This is a genomic window from Streptomyces sp. NPDC101776 (assembly GCF_044766845.1).
GTDB lineage: Bacteria > Actinomycetota > Actinomycetes > Streptomycetales > Streptomycetaceae > Streptomyces.
In genome coordinates, this window is record NZ_JBIWMV010000001.1 from 223,849 (window position 1) to 241,741 (window position 17,893).

At 70.2% G+C, this 17,893-nt stretch carries 15 protein-coding genes; 6 read left to right on the plus strand and 9 right to left on the minus strand.

The window, feature by feature from the left end:
• Positions 1-134 precede the first annotated feature (134 nt).
• The 4 genes from ACIRRY_RS01010 to ACIRRY_RS01025 all read left to right on the plus strand — a co-directional run bounded on the left by ACIRRY_RS01010 (position 135) and on the right by ACIRRY_RS01025 (position 6,723).
• Positions 135-578, plus strand: coding sequence for an SRPBCC family protein (locus ACIRRY_RS01010; protein ID WP_403966261.1), 444 nt, complete (start codon positions 135-137; stop codon positions 576-578).
• A 166-nt stretch (positions 579-744) separates the two neighbouring features.
• Entirely contained in the window at positions 745-3,213 is a 2,469-nt protein-coding gene (locus ACIRRY_RS01015) for an MFS transporter (protein ID WP_403966263.1), read from the plus strand.
• A 149-nt stretch (positions 3,214-3,362) separates the two neighbouring features.
• A complete protein-coding gene (locus tag ACIRRY_RS01020; protein WP_403966266.1) occupies positions 3,363-5,825 on the plus strand; it encodes a SpoIIE family protein phosphatase in 2,463 nt (820 codons plus the stop codon).
• Between the two features lie 172 nt (positions 5,826-5,997).
• The gene (locus ACIRRY_RS01025; RefSeq protein WP_403966270.1) at positions 5,998-6,723 is read left to right on the plus strand and encodes a class I SAM-dependent methyltransferase; all 726 of its coding nucleotides are present in this window, start codon (positions 5,998-6,000) and stop codon (positions 6,721-6,723) included.
• Between the two features lie 84 nt (positions 6,724-6,807).
• Here the strand turns inward: ACIRRY_RS01025 and ACIRRY_RS01030 are convergent, their stop codons facing one another.
• Genes ACIRRY_RS01030 through ACIRRY_RS01055 form a run of 6 tightly spaced genes read right to left on the minus strand, consistent with a single transcriptional unit; the run spans position 6,808 to position 11,731 of the window.
• On the minus strand, positions 6,808-7,725 hold the full coding sequence (locus ACIRRY_RS01030) for an SDR family NAD(P)-dependent oxidoreductase (RefSeq protein ID WP_403966273.1): 918 nt from the start codon (positions 7,723-7,725) through the stop codon (positions 6,808-6,810).
• Positions 7,726-7,776: 51 nt separating this feature from the next.
• The gene (locus tag ACIRRY_RS01035) at positions 7,777-9,015 is read right to left on the minus strand and encodes a cytochrome P450 (protein ID WP_403966276.1); all 1,239 of its coding nucleotides are present in this window, start codon (positions 9,013-9,015) and stop codon (positions 7,777-7,779) included.
• 46 nt (positions 9,016-9,061) lie between these two features.
• Positions 9,062-9,256 carry a ferredoxin gene (locus tag ACIRRY_RS01040; protein ID WP_403966279.1) on the minus strand — a complete coding sequence of 65 codons (195 nt, stop codon included), beginning with the start codon at positions 9,254-9,256 and terminating at the stop codon, positions 9,062-9,064.
• A gap of 18 nt (positions 9,257-9,274) precedes the next feature.
• Entirely contained in the window at positions 9,275-10,492 is a 1,218-nt protein-coding gene (locus ACIRRY_RS01045; RefSeq protein ID WP_403966282.1) for an NAD(P)/FAD-dependent oxidoreductase, read from the minus strand.
• A 44-nt stretch (positions 10,493-10,536) separates the two neighbouring features.
• On the minus strand, positions 10,537-11,277 hold the full coding sequence (locus tag ACIRRY_RS01050) for an SDR family NAD(P)-dependent oxidoreductase (protein WP_403966285.1): 741 nt from the start codon (positions 11,275-11,277) through the stop codon (positions 10,537-10,539).
• A gap of 58 nt (positions 11,278-11,335) precedes the next feature.
• Positions 11,336-11,731 carry a carboxymuconolactone decarboxylase family protein gene (locus ACIRRY_RS01055; RefSeq protein WP_403966288.1) on the minus strand — a complete coding sequence of 132 codons (396 nt, stop codon included), beginning with the start codon at positions 11,729-11,731 and terminating at the stop codon, positions 11,336-11,338.
• 227 nt (positions 11,732-11,958) lie between these two features.
• On the opposite strand from ACIRRY_RS01055, the gene ACIRRY_RS01060 reads away from it, so the two are divergent.
• Complete coding sequence (locus tag ACIRRY_RS01060; protein ID WP_403966291.1) at positions 11,959-13,587, plus strand: flavin-containing monooxygenase; 1,629 nt, start codon at positions 11,959-11,961, stop codon at positions 13,585-13,587.
• A 91-nt stretch (positions 13,588-13,678) separates the two neighbouring features.
• On the opposite strand, the gene ACIRRY_RS01065 is transcribed toward ACIRRY_RS01060, so the two are convergent.
• A complete protein-coding gene (locus ACIRRY_RS01065) occupies positions 13,679-14,077 on the minus strand; it encodes a nuclear transport factor 2 family protein (RefSeq protein ID WP_403966294.1) in 399 nt (132 codons plus the stop codon).
• A 52-nt stretch (positions 14,078-14,129) separates the two neighbouring features.
• Positions 14,130-14,531, minus strand: coding sequence for a YybH family protein (locus ACIRRY_RS01070; protein ID WP_403966297.1), 402 nt, complete (start codon positions 14,529-14,531; stop codon positions 14,130-14,132).
• A gap of 157 nt (positions 14,532-14,688) precedes the next feature.
• Between ACIRRY_RS01070 and ACIRRY_RS01075 the strand changes: the two genes are divergently transcribed.
• Positions 14,689-15,738 (plus strand): cyclase family protein, encoded by a 1,050-nt coding sequence (locus ACIRRY_RS01075; RefSeq protein ID WP_403966300.1) that lies wholly within the window; start codon positions 14,689-14,691, stop codon positions 15,736-15,738.
• Between the two features lie 74 nt (positions 15,739-15,812).
• Here the strand turns inward: ACIRRY_RS01075 and ACIRRY_RS01080 are convergent, their stop codons facing one another.
• Positions 15,813-17,801 carry a pyruvate dehydrogenase complex E1 component subunit beta gene (locus ACIRRY_RS01080; RefSeq protein ID WP_403966302.1) on the minus strand — a complete coding sequence of 663 codons (1,989 nt, stop codon included), beginning with the start codon at positions 17,799-17,801 and terminating at the stop codon, positions 15,813-15,815.
• Positions 17,802-17,893: the final 92 nt, after the last annotated feature.

The window sequence follows — 17,893 nt, forward strand, 5'->3', positions numbered from 1 at the left end:
CATCTGTTCGAATTACTGTGCAAGGGCTGCTTCCGATCGCTTCGGACGTCCTGGGGCACCCCGATTTGGGTGGCCGTGGGCGAGGGTGGTTGGCTTGCCCCGACCCCGAGAACTCATGTCCTGGAGGAACCCCAATGGCGCAGGTCGAGGCGACTACCGAGCGGGTCGTCGCAGCCGACGCGGAGGCTGTCTTCGACGCCCTCGCCGACTACAGCGGCACGCGCGCGAAGGTGCTGCCCGAGCAGTTCAGCGAGTACGAGGTGCGCGAGGGCGGCGACGGCGAGGGCACCCTCGTCCACTGGAAGCTCCAGGTCACCAGCAAGCGCGTCCGCGACTGCCTCCTGGAGGTCAGCGAGCCCACCGACGGCGAACTGGTCGAGAAGGACCGCAACTCCACCATGGTCACCACCTGGCGGGTCACCCCGGCCGGCGAGGGCAAGTCCCGCGTCGTCGTGACCAGCACCTGGAACGGTGCCACCGGCATCGGCGGCTTCTTCGAGCGGACCTTCGCCCCCAAGGGCCTCGGCCGGATCTACGACCTGGTGCTCGACAGGCTCGCCGCAGAGGTCGAGAAGTAGACCCCAAGGGCCAAGCCCCCAGGGCGCGTTGACGCCCTGACAGCGTCCCTCACCGGTTCGGGTGGATCTCCGTTCGAGCCGGGCGTACGCCGTAACTCGTCACGCTTGCTCGCAGTTGTCGCTCAAAGCGGCAATTGTGCGGCAGGCGCGACGAGGGGAGCGGTACGTGGGCGGGACGACTCTGGTGCAGGACGAACAGGCCCCGGCACCCCCGGAGACACCCGTTCCCGCACCCGTCGACAAGGCCGAACTCAGCCCGCGCCGAGTGCGGTTGGTCTTCCTCGGGCTGATGCTCGCCCTGCTCCTCGCCGCGCTCGACCAGATGATCGTCGCCACCGCGCTCCCCAGGATCGTCGGCGAACTGCACGGCCTGGAGAAGATGTCCTGGGCGATCACCGCCTACCTCCTCACCTCCACGGTCGGCCTGCCGGTCTACGGCAAACTCGGCGACCTCCTCGGCCGCAAGAGCGTGTTCCAGTTCGCGATCGGCGTCTTCGTCATCGGCTCCGCGCTCGCGGGCCGCGCCCAGTCCATGGACCAACTCATCGCGTTCCGCGCGGTGCAGGGCATCGGCGCCGGCGGACTCATGATCGGCGTGCAGGCGATCATCGCGGACATCGTGCCGCCCCGGGAGCGCGGCCGCTTCATGGGCCTGATCGGCGCCACCTTCGGACTCGCCTCGGTCGCGGGCCCGTTGCTCGGCGGCTACTTCACGGACCACCTCTCCTGGAGGTGGTGCTTCTACGTCAACGTGCCCTTCGGCGTGGTGACGTTCGCCGTCGTGACCGTCGTACTGAAACTGCCGAAGCCGACCGCGAAGGCGCGTCTCGACCTTCTCGGCGCGCTGCTGCTCGCCGCCGCGTCAACGTGCCTGGTGCTGCTGACCAGTTGGGGCGGGACCGAGTACGCCTGGGGCTCGCACGTCATCCTCGGACTCGGGGCGGGAGCCGTGGCCGCCGCGGTCCTCTTCCTCGTCGCCGAGCGCTTCGCGCCCGAACCCCTCATCCCGCTGCGGCTGTTCAAGGACGCCGTCTTCAACGTCACCGCCCTGGTGGGCCTGGTGATCGGCGTCGCGCTGTTCGGGGCCGCCAGCTATCTGCCGACCTTCCTCCAGATGGTCGACGGGGCCAGCGCCACCGAGTCGGGACTGCTGATGCTGCCCATGATGGGCGGCATCGTCGGCGCGTCGATCATCTCCGGCCAACTCATCAGCCACACCGGCCGCTACAAGATCTACCCCGTCCTCGGCAGCGCGCTGGCCACCCTCGGCATGTGGCTGCTGTCCCGGCTCGAAGTCGACACCTCCCGGCTCCAGTACAGCGTCTGGATGGCCGTCCTCGGCGCCGGCATCGGCATGGTGATGCCCGTCCTCGTCCTCGCCGTGCAGAACTCCGTACGCCCCGCCGACCTCGGCACCGCCACCAGCGCCAACAACTACTTCCGGCAGATCGGCGGCAGCGTCGGCGCCGCGATCTTCGGCACCCTCTTCGCCGACCGGCTCACCGACGCCCTGCGCGAACGCCTCCCCACGCGCGCGGGTGCAGGTCTTCCGGACCCCGAGTCCATCACCCCGCAGCTCGTCCACACGCTGCCCCCGGCGCTGCGCGACAGCTACATCCGGGCCTACGCCGACGCCATGCCCCGGATCTTCCTCTACCTGGTGCCGGTGCTCGCCCTCGGCCTCCTCATCGCCTTCTTCCTCAAGGAGAGACCACTGGTGTCCCACAACGCCCCCGCCGAGACCTCGGAGACCGCGCCCCTCAACCACCCGATCCCGCAGGCCCTCCCCCGACCTCCGGCCGGGGGGACCCCCATCTCGCTTCGCTCGTCGTACGCCGCCGGAATCCCCGTCTGCGGCACGGTGCAGCACCCGGACGGGACCGTCGTCCCCCGGGCCGCGCTCACCCTCATCGACGTCTCCGGGCAGCAGATCGGGCGCGGCGCCAGCGGCGCGGACGGGCGGTACGCGCTGTCGACGCCCGGCTCCGGGGCGTACGTCCTGATCGCGGCGGCGGGCGGGCACCAGCCGCAGGCGGTGTCCGTGACCGTGGGGGAGCGGCCCGTCGAACTGGACGTCGTCCTCGGCGGCGCCGGACGCCTTACCGGAAGCGTGCTGACCGCGGACGGCACCCCGGTGCGGGAGGCCGCCGTGACGCTCACCAACGTGCACGGCGAGGTCGTCGCGAGCACCCGCAGCGGACGCGAAGGCACCTATGTGATCAGCGAGTTGGTGGCCGGCGAGTACACCCTCGCCGCCAGCGCGCCCGCGTTCCGCCCGGCCGCGCTCCCCGTCAGCGTCCAGGCGTCCCGCGAGACCCGCCAGGACGTCGAACTCGCCGGCGGCGCCGTGCTGCGCGGCACCGTCCGGGCGAGCGGTGAGCGTAGCGAGATGGGGGTCCCCCCGCCCGGAGGGTGGGGGAGCCCCGTCGAGGACGCGCGCGTGACGCTCCTCGACGCGGCGGGCAACGTCGTCGACACCCTCACCACCGGACCCGACGGCACCTTCCGGTTCATCGACCTGTCCTCCGGCGAGTACACGGTGATCGCCGCCGGGTACCCGCCCGTGGCCACCGTGCTCCAAGTGGCGGGCGGGGGACGCACCGAGCGCGATCTGCAACTCGGCCACGAGGACTGAACCCCCGCCCCAGGGGCGCGCAGGCGCACGCCGGTGCGGATCGGCCGGAACCAATTCCAGGAATGCCACACATCGCCACCGGCCGCCCCCGTAGCGTGGTGAGTGGCGGAACAGATCTTGCGGAGCCGTGGGGAGAGAGGGCCTGGGCCATGGACCGTGGCACCGAGCGGGAGACACCTCCCGGCCGCGGGGCCGGGGACGACGTCGTGGCCGAACATACCGCGGCGGGCCGTATCCCCCTCGCCGTGATCCTCATCGACCGCGAGGGCCTCGTCTCGCACTGGAGCCGCGGCGCCCGACGCCTGTTCGGCGCCACCAGGGAAGAGGCGATCGGCCAGCCCGCCCTCGACCTGCTCCCCGTCTCCGGCGCCCTGCCCGACGAGGACGAGACCAGCCCCTACGGCGCGTTCGCCGCCTACGACGGACTCGGCCCCGACCTGGAGTCCTCCCTCGACGGACGGCTGTCCTACCCGGCCGCCGGCCGCGCCCGCCTCACCGTCCTGGAGAGCGATCGCGTGGACGTCCTGTGGTGGGCGTACCCCCTGGTCGGCCCCGGACAGGAGCGGCTGCTCGTGCTCGCCGCCGACGCGGGCGGTCTGCGCCAGGACCTCCCCGAAGGGGACGTCGCCTTCGAGCGCATAGCCCCGGGCTTCGCCCTGCACACCGACTTCCCCGGCGCCGACGAACTCGCCCGCAGGCTCCCCGAGATCCTGCCCAGCATGAGCGTCGACGAGAGCGCCCGCATCGTCGCCCAGGTCCTCGAACTGGGCTATCCCGTCCTGGAGTTCAGCCAGAACGAGCGGGTGCCCGTGACCCCCGACTGGGGCGTCGCCCGCCGCGCCGAGCGCAAGGCGCGCCGCGAGCGGGCCGCCCTCGCGGTCGCCGAGGGCCTGCCCGTGCCCCAGGAGGCCGACGACGAGGGCGAGGACCTCGAATTCGTCGCTGTACGCGAGCGGTTGGAGTTCCTCAACGAGGTCAGCGGCCGCATCGGCACCTCGCTCGACCTCTCGCAGACCATCGTCGAGGTCAGCAAGGCCGTCGTCCCCAAGTTCACCGACGTCGCCGGCACCTATCTGCGCGAACAGGTCGTCGCAGGCGAGGGGTTCCCGGACGGTGTGCCCGACACCACCACCATGTGGCACCGGGTCGCCCTGGAGCACACCGACGAACCCGGCCGCTGGGACGACGTCGTACCCGTCGGCGAGGCCATGCCGTTCCCGGCGCACACCCCGTTCTTCCAGTGCATGACCACCGGCGAACCCGTCCTCGTGCCGCGCATCAGCGAACAGATGGGGCACATGATCGCCTCGCAGTTCGAGAAGCGCGACATCCGGCCGCTGATCACCGGCCGCTCGATGCTGGTCGTCCCGCTCAAGGCACGCAATGTCGTCCTCGGCTTCATGATCCTGCTGCGGCATCCGGAGCGCGTCGAGTTCAACGACATGGACCGCGTCACCGGCGCCGAACTCGCCGCGCGCGCAGGCCTCGTGCTCGACAACGCGCGCATGTACACCTACCAGGAGTCCGTCGCCGAGACCCTCCAGGACAGCATGCTGCCGCACATACCGGCGCGCATGGCGGGCTGCGACATCGCCACCCGGTATCTGCCCGGCACGCTGCTGGGACGCGTCGGCGGCGACTGGTTCGACTCGGTGAAACTGCCCGGCGCCCGCACCGCGCTCGTCGTCGGCGACGTCATGGGCCACGGCCTCAACTCGGCGGCGATGATGGGCCAGTTGCGCACCGCCGTGCAGACGATGGCCGCCATGGACCTGCCGCCCGCCCAACTCCTGCGCAACCTCGACGACCTGGCCCAGCGCCTCGGCGACTCGTACCTCGCGACCTGCCTCTACGTGATCTACGACCCGATCGCCGGCGAACTCCACATCGCCAACGCGGGCCACATCCCGCCGGTGATCGTGCGGGCCGACGACGGCCGCAGCGAACTGCTCGACCTGCCCACCGGCGCGCCCATCGGCGTCGGCGGGGTGCCCTTCGAGGCGGTCCGCGTGCGTGTGGCGCCCGGCGACCGGCTGGTGATGTGCACCGACGGACTCGTCGAGGTACGCGGCGAGGACATCGGCGTGGGACTCGCGACCCTGAGCGAGTCGGCCGCGCACCCGGCCGCGTCCATGGACGACGCCTGCGACACCATCATCCGCACCCTCAACACCCGCGGTGGCCGCAAGGACGACGTCGCGCTCCTGATGGCCCGTCTCAACGGCATCGAGCCGGACGACGTCGCCGAGTGGCGCCTCGCCCTCGACCCGGCCCAGGCCGGCCGGGCCCGCGCGGCGGTCACCGAACAGCTCCACGAGTGGGGCCTCGCCCAACTCGCCGACACCGCCGCCCTGTTGGCCGACGAACTGGTCACCAACGCCGTACGGCACTCCCACGGCCGCCGGATCGAACTGCGCCTGGTGCGCGGCGACACCCTGCTGTGCGAGGTGGACGACGACGACCCCACCCTGCCGTCCCTGCTCAGCGCGGGCCCCGACGACGAGTACGGACGCGGACTGCACGTGGTCGGCGCGCTCGCCCGCGAATGGGGCGCCAGCCGTACGACCGCGGGCAAGACCGTCTGGTTCGAACTCACCCTGCCCCGCCGCTGAAGCGCACGCGACCGCACGCGACCGAGGGGGCGCAAGGGGCGCACAACGGCGTACACGTGTCGAATGAGCGGTGAAGGAATGCGCCGTGTGCTTGTGAGCGGGACCGGGGCGCGATAGACCGTACTGGACCGTCACTTACGGCGGAACGGCCTTGCGTCCTGGGGAGTTGGGCATGAGCGTGACCAGTCGGTACCGGGAGGCCTGGGAAGGTTTCTGGCGCGAGGCGCCCGACGGACAGGGAGCCGTCTTCTGGGACGCGGCGGCGGCACAGACCGTCGGCCTCCATCTCGCCCTGTTCGAACCGAAGTTGCGCGACCCCGGCCTCCGGATGGTGGACCTCGGCTGCGGCAACGGCACACAGACCCGGTTCCTCGCCGACCGGTTCACGCATGTCGTCGGCGTCGACCTGTCCGCCGCGGCCCTCGACCACGCCCGGCTCGCGGACCCGGCGGGGCAGGCCACCTACCGGCTGCTGGACGCCGCCGACAAGACCGAGGTCGAGGCCCTGCACGCCGAACTCGGCGACGCCAACGTCTACATGAGGGGCGTACTGCACCAGGTCGAGCCCGACGACCGGCAGCCGCTGGTCGACGGGATCGCCACGCTGATCGGAGAGCGCGGCCAGGCCTTCCTCGTCGAACTCGCCGAGGCCGCCCGCCCGATCCTGGGCGAACTGGCCCAGGACCCGGCCGGACCGCCCGCGAAACTCGCCCCGGTCCTCCGGCACGGCATCGCCCCCGGCGAGGTGGCCGACGACGAGGTGCCCGAACTCCTGCGCGCGGCCGGCCTCACGGTCGTCGCGAGCGGCGAACTGCCGCTGATCACCACCGAGTTCAGGGAAGACGGCGCCCGCATCGAGCTGCCGTCGAAGTGGCAGATCGTGGGCCGTACGACATGAGATGACGTGAGTCGACGGGGGGAGGCAGGGCGGCTCACCGCCTCCCCCCGCCTGGATCAACCGAACGGGCCTTCCCGGCCCGTTCTAGCCGAACTGGTGCTTCAGGAACGAGCCGGACCACGCCATCGTGTCCGAGGGCACGTAGTACCCCTTCTCGTCGTTGATCGCGTCCCAGTTCTTCGCGACGTCCTCGACGGAGGCCGCGCCCCCCTCGTGCGCGTAGCCCTCCGTCGAGGCCAGGAAGACCCGCGCGAACCGGCCCGCGCCGGCCGTGTAGATCTCCCCGTTGACCGGGCAGTTCTCGTGCGCGAGGTAGGCCACCATCGGCGCGACCGCGGACGACGGCATGTACGGCATGCCCTCCGGCGTCTCGGCGGGCTCCTCCTCCGGGCCGCCGCCCATCCGGGTCATCGCGGCCGGCGCGATCAGGTTGACCTTGATGTTGTGCGGCTCGCCGGCCAGCTTCGCGCTGCGCGCCATGCCGACCGTGCCCGCCTTCGCGGCGGCGTAGGACAGGTTGTTGTCCATGCCGAACATGCCGCTGGAGGTGGTCAGTACGACCCGGCCGTAGCCCTGCTCCACGAAGTGCGGCCAGGCGGCCCGCATCGTGTTGAAGGAACCGAGGAGGTGGACGGACAAGTGCCGTTCCAGGTTGTCGAGTTCGACTTCCGGCAGGCCCGCGTAGCGGATGATCCCGGCGTTGTTGACGAGGACGTCGATCCGGCCGAAGTTCTCGATCGCGGTGGCGATGATGGCCTCGCCGCCCGCCTGCGTGGACACGTCGTGGGTGTCGGCGACGGCCTGGCCGCCCGCGGCGGCGATCCCGTCGACGACCTTCTGCGCGGGTCCGGCGTCGGAGCCCTCGCCCTCCATCGACCCGCCCAGGTCGTTGACGACGACCTTCGCCCCGCGCTCCGCCAGCAGACGGGCGTAGGCGCGGCCGAGGCCGCGGCCCGCGCCGGTGACGACGGCGACGCGTCCTTCGAAGCTGAACTCGCTCATGAGTGACTCCTGTTGTGCTGCGGGTGTGAGACGGCCGCCGTCCGGCGGGTGCTACCAGGTGACCGGCAGCTCGCTGATACCGAAGGCGAGGGCGTCGGCCGGTCGGAAGTCGAGCTCGTCAAGGCCGACGGTGAGGCTCAGGGTCGGGACACGCCGGAAGAGCGTGCCGTAGACGACCTGGAGCTCGATCCGGGCGAGCTGCTGGCCGAGGCACTGGTGGATGCCCCAGCCGAAGGCGACATGGTGGTTCGCCTTGCGGGAGAGGTCGAGCTTCTCCGGCTCGGGGAAGGCCTCCGGGTCCCAGTTCCCGGCGGGCAGCGCGGCGATGATGCCGTCGCCCGCCTTGATCTGCACACCCTCGAACTCGAAGTCCTCGGAGGCGATCCGGCGCTGCCCGAGCTGCGGGACGGTCAGATAGCGCAGGATCTCGTCGACCGCGTTCGCGACGGCCTTCGTGTCGTCGATCTCGCGCAGGGCCGCCAGCTGCTCGGGGTTCTCCAGCAACAGGGCGGTACCCAGCGTGATCATGCTGGAGCTGGTCTCGTGACCCGCGATCAGCAGGATCATGGACAGCATGATGGCCTCGGGAAGGGTGAGGTCACCGTCCTTGATCCGTGCGGCGAAGTCCGAGAGCACGTCCTCCTCCGGCGCCTCCATCTTCTGCTGGAGGAGCTTGGCCAGATAGCCGCCCAGCGCCGCGTTCGCCGTCTCCTGCTGCTCGACCGTCTTGTCGCTCCGGGTGGCCCACTGGGCGTGTTCCTGGAAGAAGTCGTGGTCCGAGTACGGCACACCGAGCAGCGCGCAGATCATCAGCGAGGGCAGCGGCAGCGACAGCGCGGTCACCAGGTTCGCCGGCTTCGGGCCCGCGAGCATCTCGTCGATGAGCTCGTCGGTGAACTGCTGGATCTTCGGCCGGAGTGCCTCCATCCGGGGGCGGGTGAACGGGCGGGTCATCATGCGACGGATGCGTGTGTGGTCGGCGCCGTCCGCGTTGAAGATCGTGAGCGGGTGGTGGGGCGCGGACACCGACATGACGTGGTTCGGGTACGGGAACCCGGGCTGCTTGTCGTCCGAGCTGGCCCGGGGGTCGGACAGGATCGCGCGCTGCGCGGCATGGCCGGTGACGAGCCACGGGGTGCTGTCGTCCCAGATGCGGGCCCGGGTGACCGGGGCCTTTTCGTTCAGGGCACGCAGCCCGGGAGGCGGTGCGAAGGGGCACTTCGCGTCCCGGTCGTCCTGATAGAAGTACACCTGCTCGTCGGGAGCGAGGGGGGTCTCGGCCTCAGTCATGGGTTCTCCTCGGGTGGGGGGATGCACGGGGGGAGGATGCGGCGTTCTATTCCTCGATACGGATGGCAAGCGCGGGGCACACCGCGGCGGCGTTGCGCACGTCGTCGGCCAGTTCCGCGGGCGGGTTCTCGTTCAGCAGGACGACGATGCCGTCCTCGTCACGCTGGTCGAACACGTCCATGGCGGCGGACACGCACTGTCCCGCGGCCACGCATTTGTCCTCGTGGACGACAACCTTCATGACAACTCTCCTGATCGTTCAGTGGGCCGGGGAGGAGACGGGGGCGGGGGAGGAGACCGAGTCGACGATCTCCTGACGGCGCTGCCTGGCCTGCTTGGGCATGTTCCAGCCGAGGATCCCGGTGACCCGGCCGCCGCTGCGGTAGCGCGCGACGAACCGGCGGGCCGTCAACTCACCCTCCACGACGTCCACTTCGGCATCGGTCGGCAGGAACCCGTGCACCTGGAGCTTGGCGTCGAACTGGTCGGTCCAGAAGTACGGCACCGGTTCGTAGGGCCGGTCCTCCCCGAGGATCGCGCCGGCGACCGCCATGGCCTGCTCGGTGGCGTTCGTCCGGTTCTCCAGCCGGATCAGCCGGCCGAGTTGCTCGTGGTGCCAGCGGGCCACGTCACCGACGGCGTAGATCCCGGGCGCGGCCTGGCAACGCGAGTCGCACACCACGCCGTTGTCGAGTTCCAGCCCGCTGTCGGCCAGCCACTCCGTCGCCGGAATGGCCCCGATCGCGACCACCACCACATCGGCGGGCAGCACCTCACCGGTGTTCAACTCGACGCCGGAGACGCGGCCTTGGGCACTGGTGAACCCTGTGACACCGTTCCCGAGCCGGAGTCGCACGCCCCGCTCGGTGTGCAGCTCCGCCAGCAGCCCCGAAACCAGCGGGCCCACCTGAAGGGCCAGCGGTCCGGTGAGCGGCCCGGCGAGGGTGACGTCCAGGCCCAACGTCCTTGCCGTGGCGGCGATTTCGGAGCCGAGGACCCCTTCGCCGACCACGACCAGGCGTGACCCGGCGAGCAGATCGGTGCGCAGAGCGAGCGCGTCGTCGAGGGTGCGCAGCACATGCACACCGGCCAACTCGCCCTGCCCGGGCAGCACTCGGGGCCGTACCCCGGTGGCGATCACGATCGCGTCGGCGCTCAACTCGCGTCCCGACCCGGTGCGCACGGTCCGGGACCCCGTGTCGAGGGCGACGGCCGGGTCGCCGTACACGAACTCGGTGTCCAGGCCGGTCAGCGTCTCCTCGGTGCGCAGCGCGGCCCGGTCGGGGTCCCAGGCGCCGGAGAGGATCTGCTTGGACAGCGGCGGACGGTCGTACGGGGCGTGCGGCTCGGCGCCGAGCACCGTGATCCGGCCCGTGTACCCCTTGCGCCGGAGGGCCTCCACCGTGGTCAGCCCGGACGCGGAGGCGCCCACCACCAGCACGTGGGCCATGGCCCCGGTGTCGTCCTCGATGCTCATGTGCGGCTCCGTTGCAGCGTCGTTGCGATGTACTTTGCGGGTGCTCACACGAGGTAGCGTCCGCCGTTGGTGCTGAGGGTCTGGCCAGTGACGTAGGAGGCCTCTTCGGAGGCGAGGTAGGCCACCGCGTAGGCGACGTCCTCCGGCTGTCCGGCGCGCTTCATCGGCATGGTCGCGGCGACCGCGTCCACGTCGACGGGGCCCTGCCGGACCAGGGGGGTGTCGATGAAACCGGGCGGCACGTGGTTCACCGTGATGCCCTTGTCGATGTACTCGATCGCGAGGGCGCGGGTGAGGCCGATGACACCGCCCTTGGAGGACGCGTAGTGGGCCATCGCGGGCGCCCCGGTCTGCGCGGAGGACGAGGAGATGTTGACGATCCGGCCCCAGCCGGCCGCGACCATGTCGGGCACGATCTCCTGGGTCACCAGGAAGGGACCCTTGAGGTTGATCGCGATCATGCGGTCCCAGGACGCCTCGGAGATGTTCGTGAACGGCTCGTAGGCGGTGATGCCCGCGTTGTTGACGAGGACCGTGACGGGGCCGAGTTCCTCACGGGTGCGGGCCGCGGCCCGGGCCACGGCGCCGGCCTCGGCCGCGTCGCCGGAGACGGCGATCGCCGTGCCGCCCGCCTCCTGGATGGCCGCCGCGGTCTTCTCGGCGCCCTCGCTGTTCAGGTCCCACACCGCGACCGCGGCGCCCCTGGCCGCGAGCACCTTCGCGATCGCCTGGCCGATGCCCCGGCCGCCGCCGGTGACGACTGCGACCTTTCCCTGCAGTGACATGTGCGCTCCCTTGCGCTCGTGCGCGGTGCCGAAGTACGGACACCGGTGGTTCGTCCGGCTATTCGCCCAGGGCCTCGCGGGCCGCGGTACGGGCGGCCACGGCCTTGGGGAAGCCGGTGTACCCGGCGGAGTGGTAGATGACCTCGGCCAGCTCGTCCCTGGTCACCCCGTTGGTCAGGGCGACCCGGACATGGGTCTTCAGCTCGGTCTCGGCGCCGAGCGCGATGAGGATCCCGACGGTGACCAGACTGCGGTCGCGCGGGGCCAGGCCCTCGCGGCCCCACAGCGCGCCCCACACGGTGGAGAGGCCGATCTCGACGAGATCCTCGCCGAACTTGCCGTCCCGCATGTCGAGGTCGCCCTCCGCGGGAACCACCCCGGGCAGCGCGGCACGGAGGGCCTTCAGCCCCGCGACGCGCAGATCGGTGGTTTCCTTGACGTCTTCGGCGCTCATGCGCGACTCCCGGTGCAGGCGATTGCATTCGTCCCAAACGAAAGTTAGATCAAACGGTCGGTACAATCAATGCCTGTCGCGGATATGGCTGGTCCAAGCTCTCTCCGTCATCGCCATTGATCGGGCCAAGTCCCTCATCTAGTCTCGGTCTGAATATTCGACCGACTGGTCGAACTATCAAACCAGGCTCATGTGGGAGCCGCAGCCCCAGTCACCATGGAGCGCAAATGAGCGAAACTTCGAAGCCGGCGGTCCAGGACCGGGTCGACGTCCTCGTCATCGGGGCCGGCGTCACCGGCATCTACCAGCTGTACACCGCCCGCGAGGCGGGCTTCTCGGTGCGGCTCCTCGAAGCGGGCACGGGTGTGGGCGGCACCTGGTACTGGAACCGCTACCCCGAGGCGCGCTTCGACTCCGAGAGCTACACCTACGGCTACCTGTTCTCCAAGGAGCTGTGGGAGGAGTGGGAGTGGTCGGAGCGGTTCGCGGGCCAGCCCGAGATCGAGCGCTACTTCAACCACGTCGTCGACAGGTTCGACCTGCGGCGCGACATCCGCACCGGCGTCAAGGTGACCTCGGCCGTCTTCGACGAGCCCTCCGGCACCTGGACCGTCCGGGGCAGTGACGGCACCGAGGTCAGGGCCCGCTACGTCGTCGCGGCCACCGGCAACCTCTCGGTGCCGTTCATCCCCGGCATCCCCGGCCGCGAGGACTTCCGCGGCGAGCAGCACCACACCTCGCGCTGGCCGAAGACGCCCATCGACTTCACCGGCAAGCGGGTCGCCCAGATCGGCACCGGCTCCAGCGGGGTGCAGATCATCTCCGCGATCGCCGACGACGTAGCACAGTTGACGGTGTATCAGAAGGACGCGGACTGGCTCACGCCGCTCAACAACGCGCCGATCACGTCCGAGGAACAGGCCGAGCTCAAGGCCAACTACGAGTCCATCCGCGACACGTTGAACACGTCACCCAGCGGCTTCCTGCACCAGATCGTCATGCGCTCCGGCCTCGACGACAGCCCGGAGGACCGTCAGGCGTTCTACGAGGAGCGGTGGAACGGCCCGGGCTTCACCAAGCTCACCGAGCACTACATGGACATGCTGTCGAACGAGACCGTCAACGCGGAGTGGTGCGCGTTCATGGCCGACAAGATCCGCAGCATCGTCAAGGACCCCGAGACCGCCGACAAGTTGATCCCCAAGGGGCATGGCTACGGCGGCCGTCGGCCCCCCTTCGGCACCGGCTACTACGAGACGTACAACAAGCCGAACGTCTCGCTCGTCGACATCAACACGACGCCGATCACCCGCATCACCGAGGACGGCATCGAAACCGCCGACGGTGTCGAGGAGTTCGACATCATCATCTGGGCCACCGGCTACGACTTCGGCACCGGCGCCCTCAACAGGCTTGGTGTGCAGGGCCGTCAGGGCCTGTCGCTGAAGGAGTACTGGTCGGACGGCCCGCGCACCTACCTCGGTGTCGCGACGGCCGGCTTCCCCAACTTCTTCTTCCCCGGCGGCCCGCACGGCGCGACCGGCAACAACCCGCGCTACGCCGGCGACCAGGTGGAGATCATCAACGACGCCATCGTCCACGCGCGCGACCACGGCTACGACATCGTCGAGGTCACCGAGGCGGCCGAGGAGGAGTGGACGGACAGCATGAACAACAGCAAGATGTCCTCCTTCCTGGAGAGCAGCTACTTCTACGGCGGCAACATCCCCGGCAAGCCGGTCAAGCAGCTCCTCAACCCGACGGGCCGGTGGGCGCTCCAGGAGGCCATCAACACCGTCAAGCAGAACGAGTTCCCGACCTTCGTGCTCACCAAGGCCGAGAGCCCGGACGCCTGAACGCCCGGACGCCCGTGCCGCCCTGGACGTGGGCGGCACGGGCGTCCGGGTCTCCACGGCCGACCGGCCCATGGTCTGCGGCGCCTATGGCCTACGGCAGGAAGGTCGTGGTGCGCTGCTGGAAGCGCCACTCGCCCTCGTGCCGGCGCAGGACGTCGTCGTAGCGCCCGACCAGCTCCACGGACCAGCCGGCCTCGCCGCGTCCGAAGAACGCGAGGTTGCTGGTCGCGGTCACCTCGTCCTCGGTCGCGGAGGTGACGACGGTGTTGGCCACCAGGTGCAGTTGTGGCCGCTGGGGCGCGAAGCCGGCGAAGCCCTGCCGGATCGCCTCCCGGCCCTCGAACTTGGCCATGCCGGTGATCTCGGCGACGCCGTCGGGGGTGAACAGGGCGGCGATGTCGTCGGGGCGGTCGCCGTCCAGGGCCTGGGCATAGGCGGCGATCGCGGTCTGCACGGCCGCCGTGACGGACGGTTCGATCGAGGTGGTCATCTCACTCCAAGGTCGAGGTCAGGAAGGTCAACTGGCTTGCTGTCGGCGGCTGTTACGCCTGGAACGTCGTCTTCCTGCGGTGCAGCAGCCAGCTGCCGTCCGGCTGGCGGCGCAGGGTGTCGTCGTAGTGCCCGACCACGCCGATCGCCCAGCCCGCCTCGCCGCGCTGGAGGAAGGCCACGTCGCTCAGGGAGCGCGCCTCGTCCTCGCCCGTGGACGTCACGACGGTGTTGGTCACCAGGTGGAGCTGCGGCTGGACCGGCTCCCATCCCTTGAAGGCCGCGTGGATCCCGTCGCGCCCCTCGACCGGGTCCATGCCCGGTATCTCCAGGACGGCGTCGGGCGTGTACAGCGCGGCGATCTCGTCGGTGCGGCCGGCGTCCTGGGCCTGGGTGTGCGCGCCCAGTACGGCCCGTACGCCCGCCACGACCCACGCCTGTGTGGATTCGCTCATTCTTCGCTCCAAGGTCAGGGTGTTTCGACCACTCAGTCTATTGATGAGTCGAAGATAAAGGGAGGGGGGTGCGTCGGATTCGTTGACCGATCGGTACAATCACAAATAACATGCGGGCGGCTGGTCAACGGGGACTGTCGCCGAAGGAGGCGTGATCATGACGAAGCGTTGGAAGCAGCGTCCGCCGGGCTCTACGTGGGGCGATTGGGGCGAGGACGACGAACTGGGCCGCATCAACCTGCTCACCCCCGAGAAGGTTCTGCAGGGGGTCCGCGAGGTCGAGCACGGGATCAGCTTCGCACTGAGCCTGCCGCTCGACTATCCGGGCGGGAGCGAGCTGAACCAGCGGCGCTACCCGCCGATCCTGCGGCCCACCGAGGACCTGGAGCACAAGCAGGACGTCTTCTACAACATCAAGGCGCGGGAGCACTTCTCGCCGCACCTCAGGGACGTCTGGTCCGACGACGTGGTGACCCTCTGGCTCCAGTACTCGACCCAGTGGGACGCACTCGCCCACCAGGGCCAGGAGTTCGACGCCGACGGTGACGGCGTCGAGGAGGCGGTCTACTACAACGGCTACCGCGCCGACACCGACATCGTCGGACCGCAGGAGGACGCCAAGGGCGACGGCAGCGGCACCCTCGGCTTCGCCCGCCACCTGGGCCTGGAGCACATGGCGGAGCACGGGGTCCAGGGCCGGGGCGTCCTGGTCGACCTCGCCCACCACCTGGGCAACACCTGGCAGCCGGTCAACCTGAAGACCCTTCAGGAGATCATGGCGGCGGACAACATCGTCGTCGAGCCCGGTGACATGCTCCTCCTGCACACCGGTTTCGACACCGCGGTGCTGGGCTGGGGCAAGAACCCGGACCCGGTGGGCATCCACACCACGGCCTCCTACCTCGACGCGTTCGACCCGGCGCTGCTGGAGTGGATCGCCGACTCGCAGATCTCGGCGCTGATCTCGGACAACTACGCCGTCGAGGGCGTGGGCGTCGGCCCCGAGGACAACACCCCGCACTCGCTCCTCCCGATCCACAACCTCTGCCTCTTCAAACTGGGCGTCCCGCTCGGCGAGTTGTGGTACCTGGAGAAGCTGGCGGCCTGGCTGCGCGAGCACGACCGCAGCCGCTTCCTGCTCACCGCGCCCCCGCTCAACCTGCCGGGCACGCAGGGCAGTCCGCTGACACCGGTCGCGACCGTCTGACCGCCTGACAGCCGCTACGACGGGAAGGGCCCCCAGAATCTCTGGGGGCCCTTCCCGTCGTAGGACTACCTGGATCAGACCGCGGCGATCCTGCGCAGCGTGTCCGCGATCGTGTCCCGTGAGGGCAGCCAGACGTGCTCCAAGGAGGGGGCGTACGGCGCCGGGACGGACGGTGGGGCGACGCGGGTGACCGGGGCGTCCAGGTGCCAGAAGCCCTCGTCGACGGCCATCGCGGAGAGTTCGGCGCCGACGCCGAAGTCCCGTACCGCCTCGTGCGCGATGACCAGGCGGTTGGTCTTGGCGAGGGAGGCGAGGACGGTCTCGCGGTCCAGCGGGGCGATCGTGCGCAGGTCGATCACCTCGACGCTGATGCCCTCCCCGGCGAGCAACTCGGCGGCGGCCAGGCCGTCCTGGACCATCCGCGACCAGGAGACCAGGGTGATGTCGGTGCCCTCGCGGATCACCTTCGCCTTGCCCAGCGGGATCAGGTGATCGGCCGGGGGCTTGGGGCCCTTGAGGCCGTACTGGAGCCGGTTCTCCACGAAGACCACCGGGTTGGGGTCCTGGATCGCGGCGCGCAACAGGCCATAGGTGTCGGCGGGGTTGGACGGCATGACCACCGTCAGGCCGGGGATGTGCGCGAGGATGGCCTCCAGGCTCTGCGAGTGCTGGCTGCCCGAGGAGCGGCCCGCGCCGAACTGGGTGCGGACGACCAGCGGCATGGAGGCCCGGCCGCCGGTCATGAAGCGGAGTTTGGCCGCCTGGTTGAGGAGCATGTCGAGGCAGACCCCGATGAAGTCCATGTACATGATCTCCACCACCGGCTTCATGCCGGCCATGGCCGCCCCCACCGCCGTACCGACGATGGCGCTCTCGCTGATCGGCGTGTCCCGCACCCGGCCGGGGAAGGCCTGCGCGAGTCCGCGGGTGAGCCCGAAGACGTTGCCGCCCGCGCCGACGTCGATGCCGGCCACGAACACGCTTGGATCGGCGGTCAGTTCATGCTCAAGGGCCAGTCGTACGGCGTCCATGGACCGGAAGATCTCCGCGTCGGCCGGGAGTGGCGCGGGCTCGGCGACGGCGAGGCGGGGCGCGGAGACGTAGTCGTGCAGGGTCTCCGGGGCGGGCTCCGGCAGGCTCCTCGCCCAGTCGATCGCCGCCTCGATCTCCTTGTCGATCTCCTCGTCCACGGCGTCGGCCGCCGCCGCGTCGAGCTGCCGGCGGGCGATCAGCAGCGGGTCGCGCTCCTTGGCGGCGGCGACCTCCTCGGCGGGGCGGTAGCGCTCGGGGTCGCCCTCGTAGTGGCCGTGCCAGCGGTAGGTCTCGGCTTCGAGCAGGACCGGACCGCCGCCCGCGCGCAGCCGCGCGACCAGCCCTGTCATGGTCTGCGCCACCGCCAACACGTCGTTGCCGTCGACGTGTTGGTACTCGATGCCGTATCCGGCGGCGCGCGCGGAGAACGGGGCGCGGTGCTGCTCGGACTCGGGGGAGAACTCGGAGTAGTGGTTGTTCTCACAGAGGAAGACCACCGGCAGATCCCATACGGCGGCCAGGTTCACGGCCTCGTGGAACATGCCCTGGGCCACCGCCCCGTCCCCGAAGAACGCCACCACCACGTCACCGGCCGCGCGGAGTTTCGCGGCGGTGGCGACCCCGGCGGCGATCGGGAGGCCCGCGCCGACGATGCCGTTCGCGCCGTAGATCCCGAGACCGGGGTCCGCGATGTGCATCGAGCCGCCGCGGCCGTGACAGGTGCCCGCGTCCTTGCCCATCAGCTCGGCCATCATCGACGCCGAGTCCAGGCCCTTCGCCAGGACGTGGCCGTGGCCGCGGTGCGTGGAGGTGATGCCGTCGCGCGCGCCCAGCGGCCAGCAGGCGCCGACGGCACTCGCCTCCTGGCCGATCGACAGATGCAGGAAGCCCGGGATCTCCGTCGCCTTGTAGAGGTCGGAGGCGCGCTCCTCGAAGCGGCGGATACGGCGCATCCGCCGGTACATCTCCAGGAGCTGGTCCGTCTGTGCGGTGCCGGTGCCGGTTCCGATGTGGTGCGATGCCTGAGTCATACGGTCCTCGCTTTAATGTACCGTTTGGTCTAGCAAACTAGAGCGACGTCCCCGGGGCCGCTTCCCCCAGGCGTGCCGCAGCGCGGCGCCTG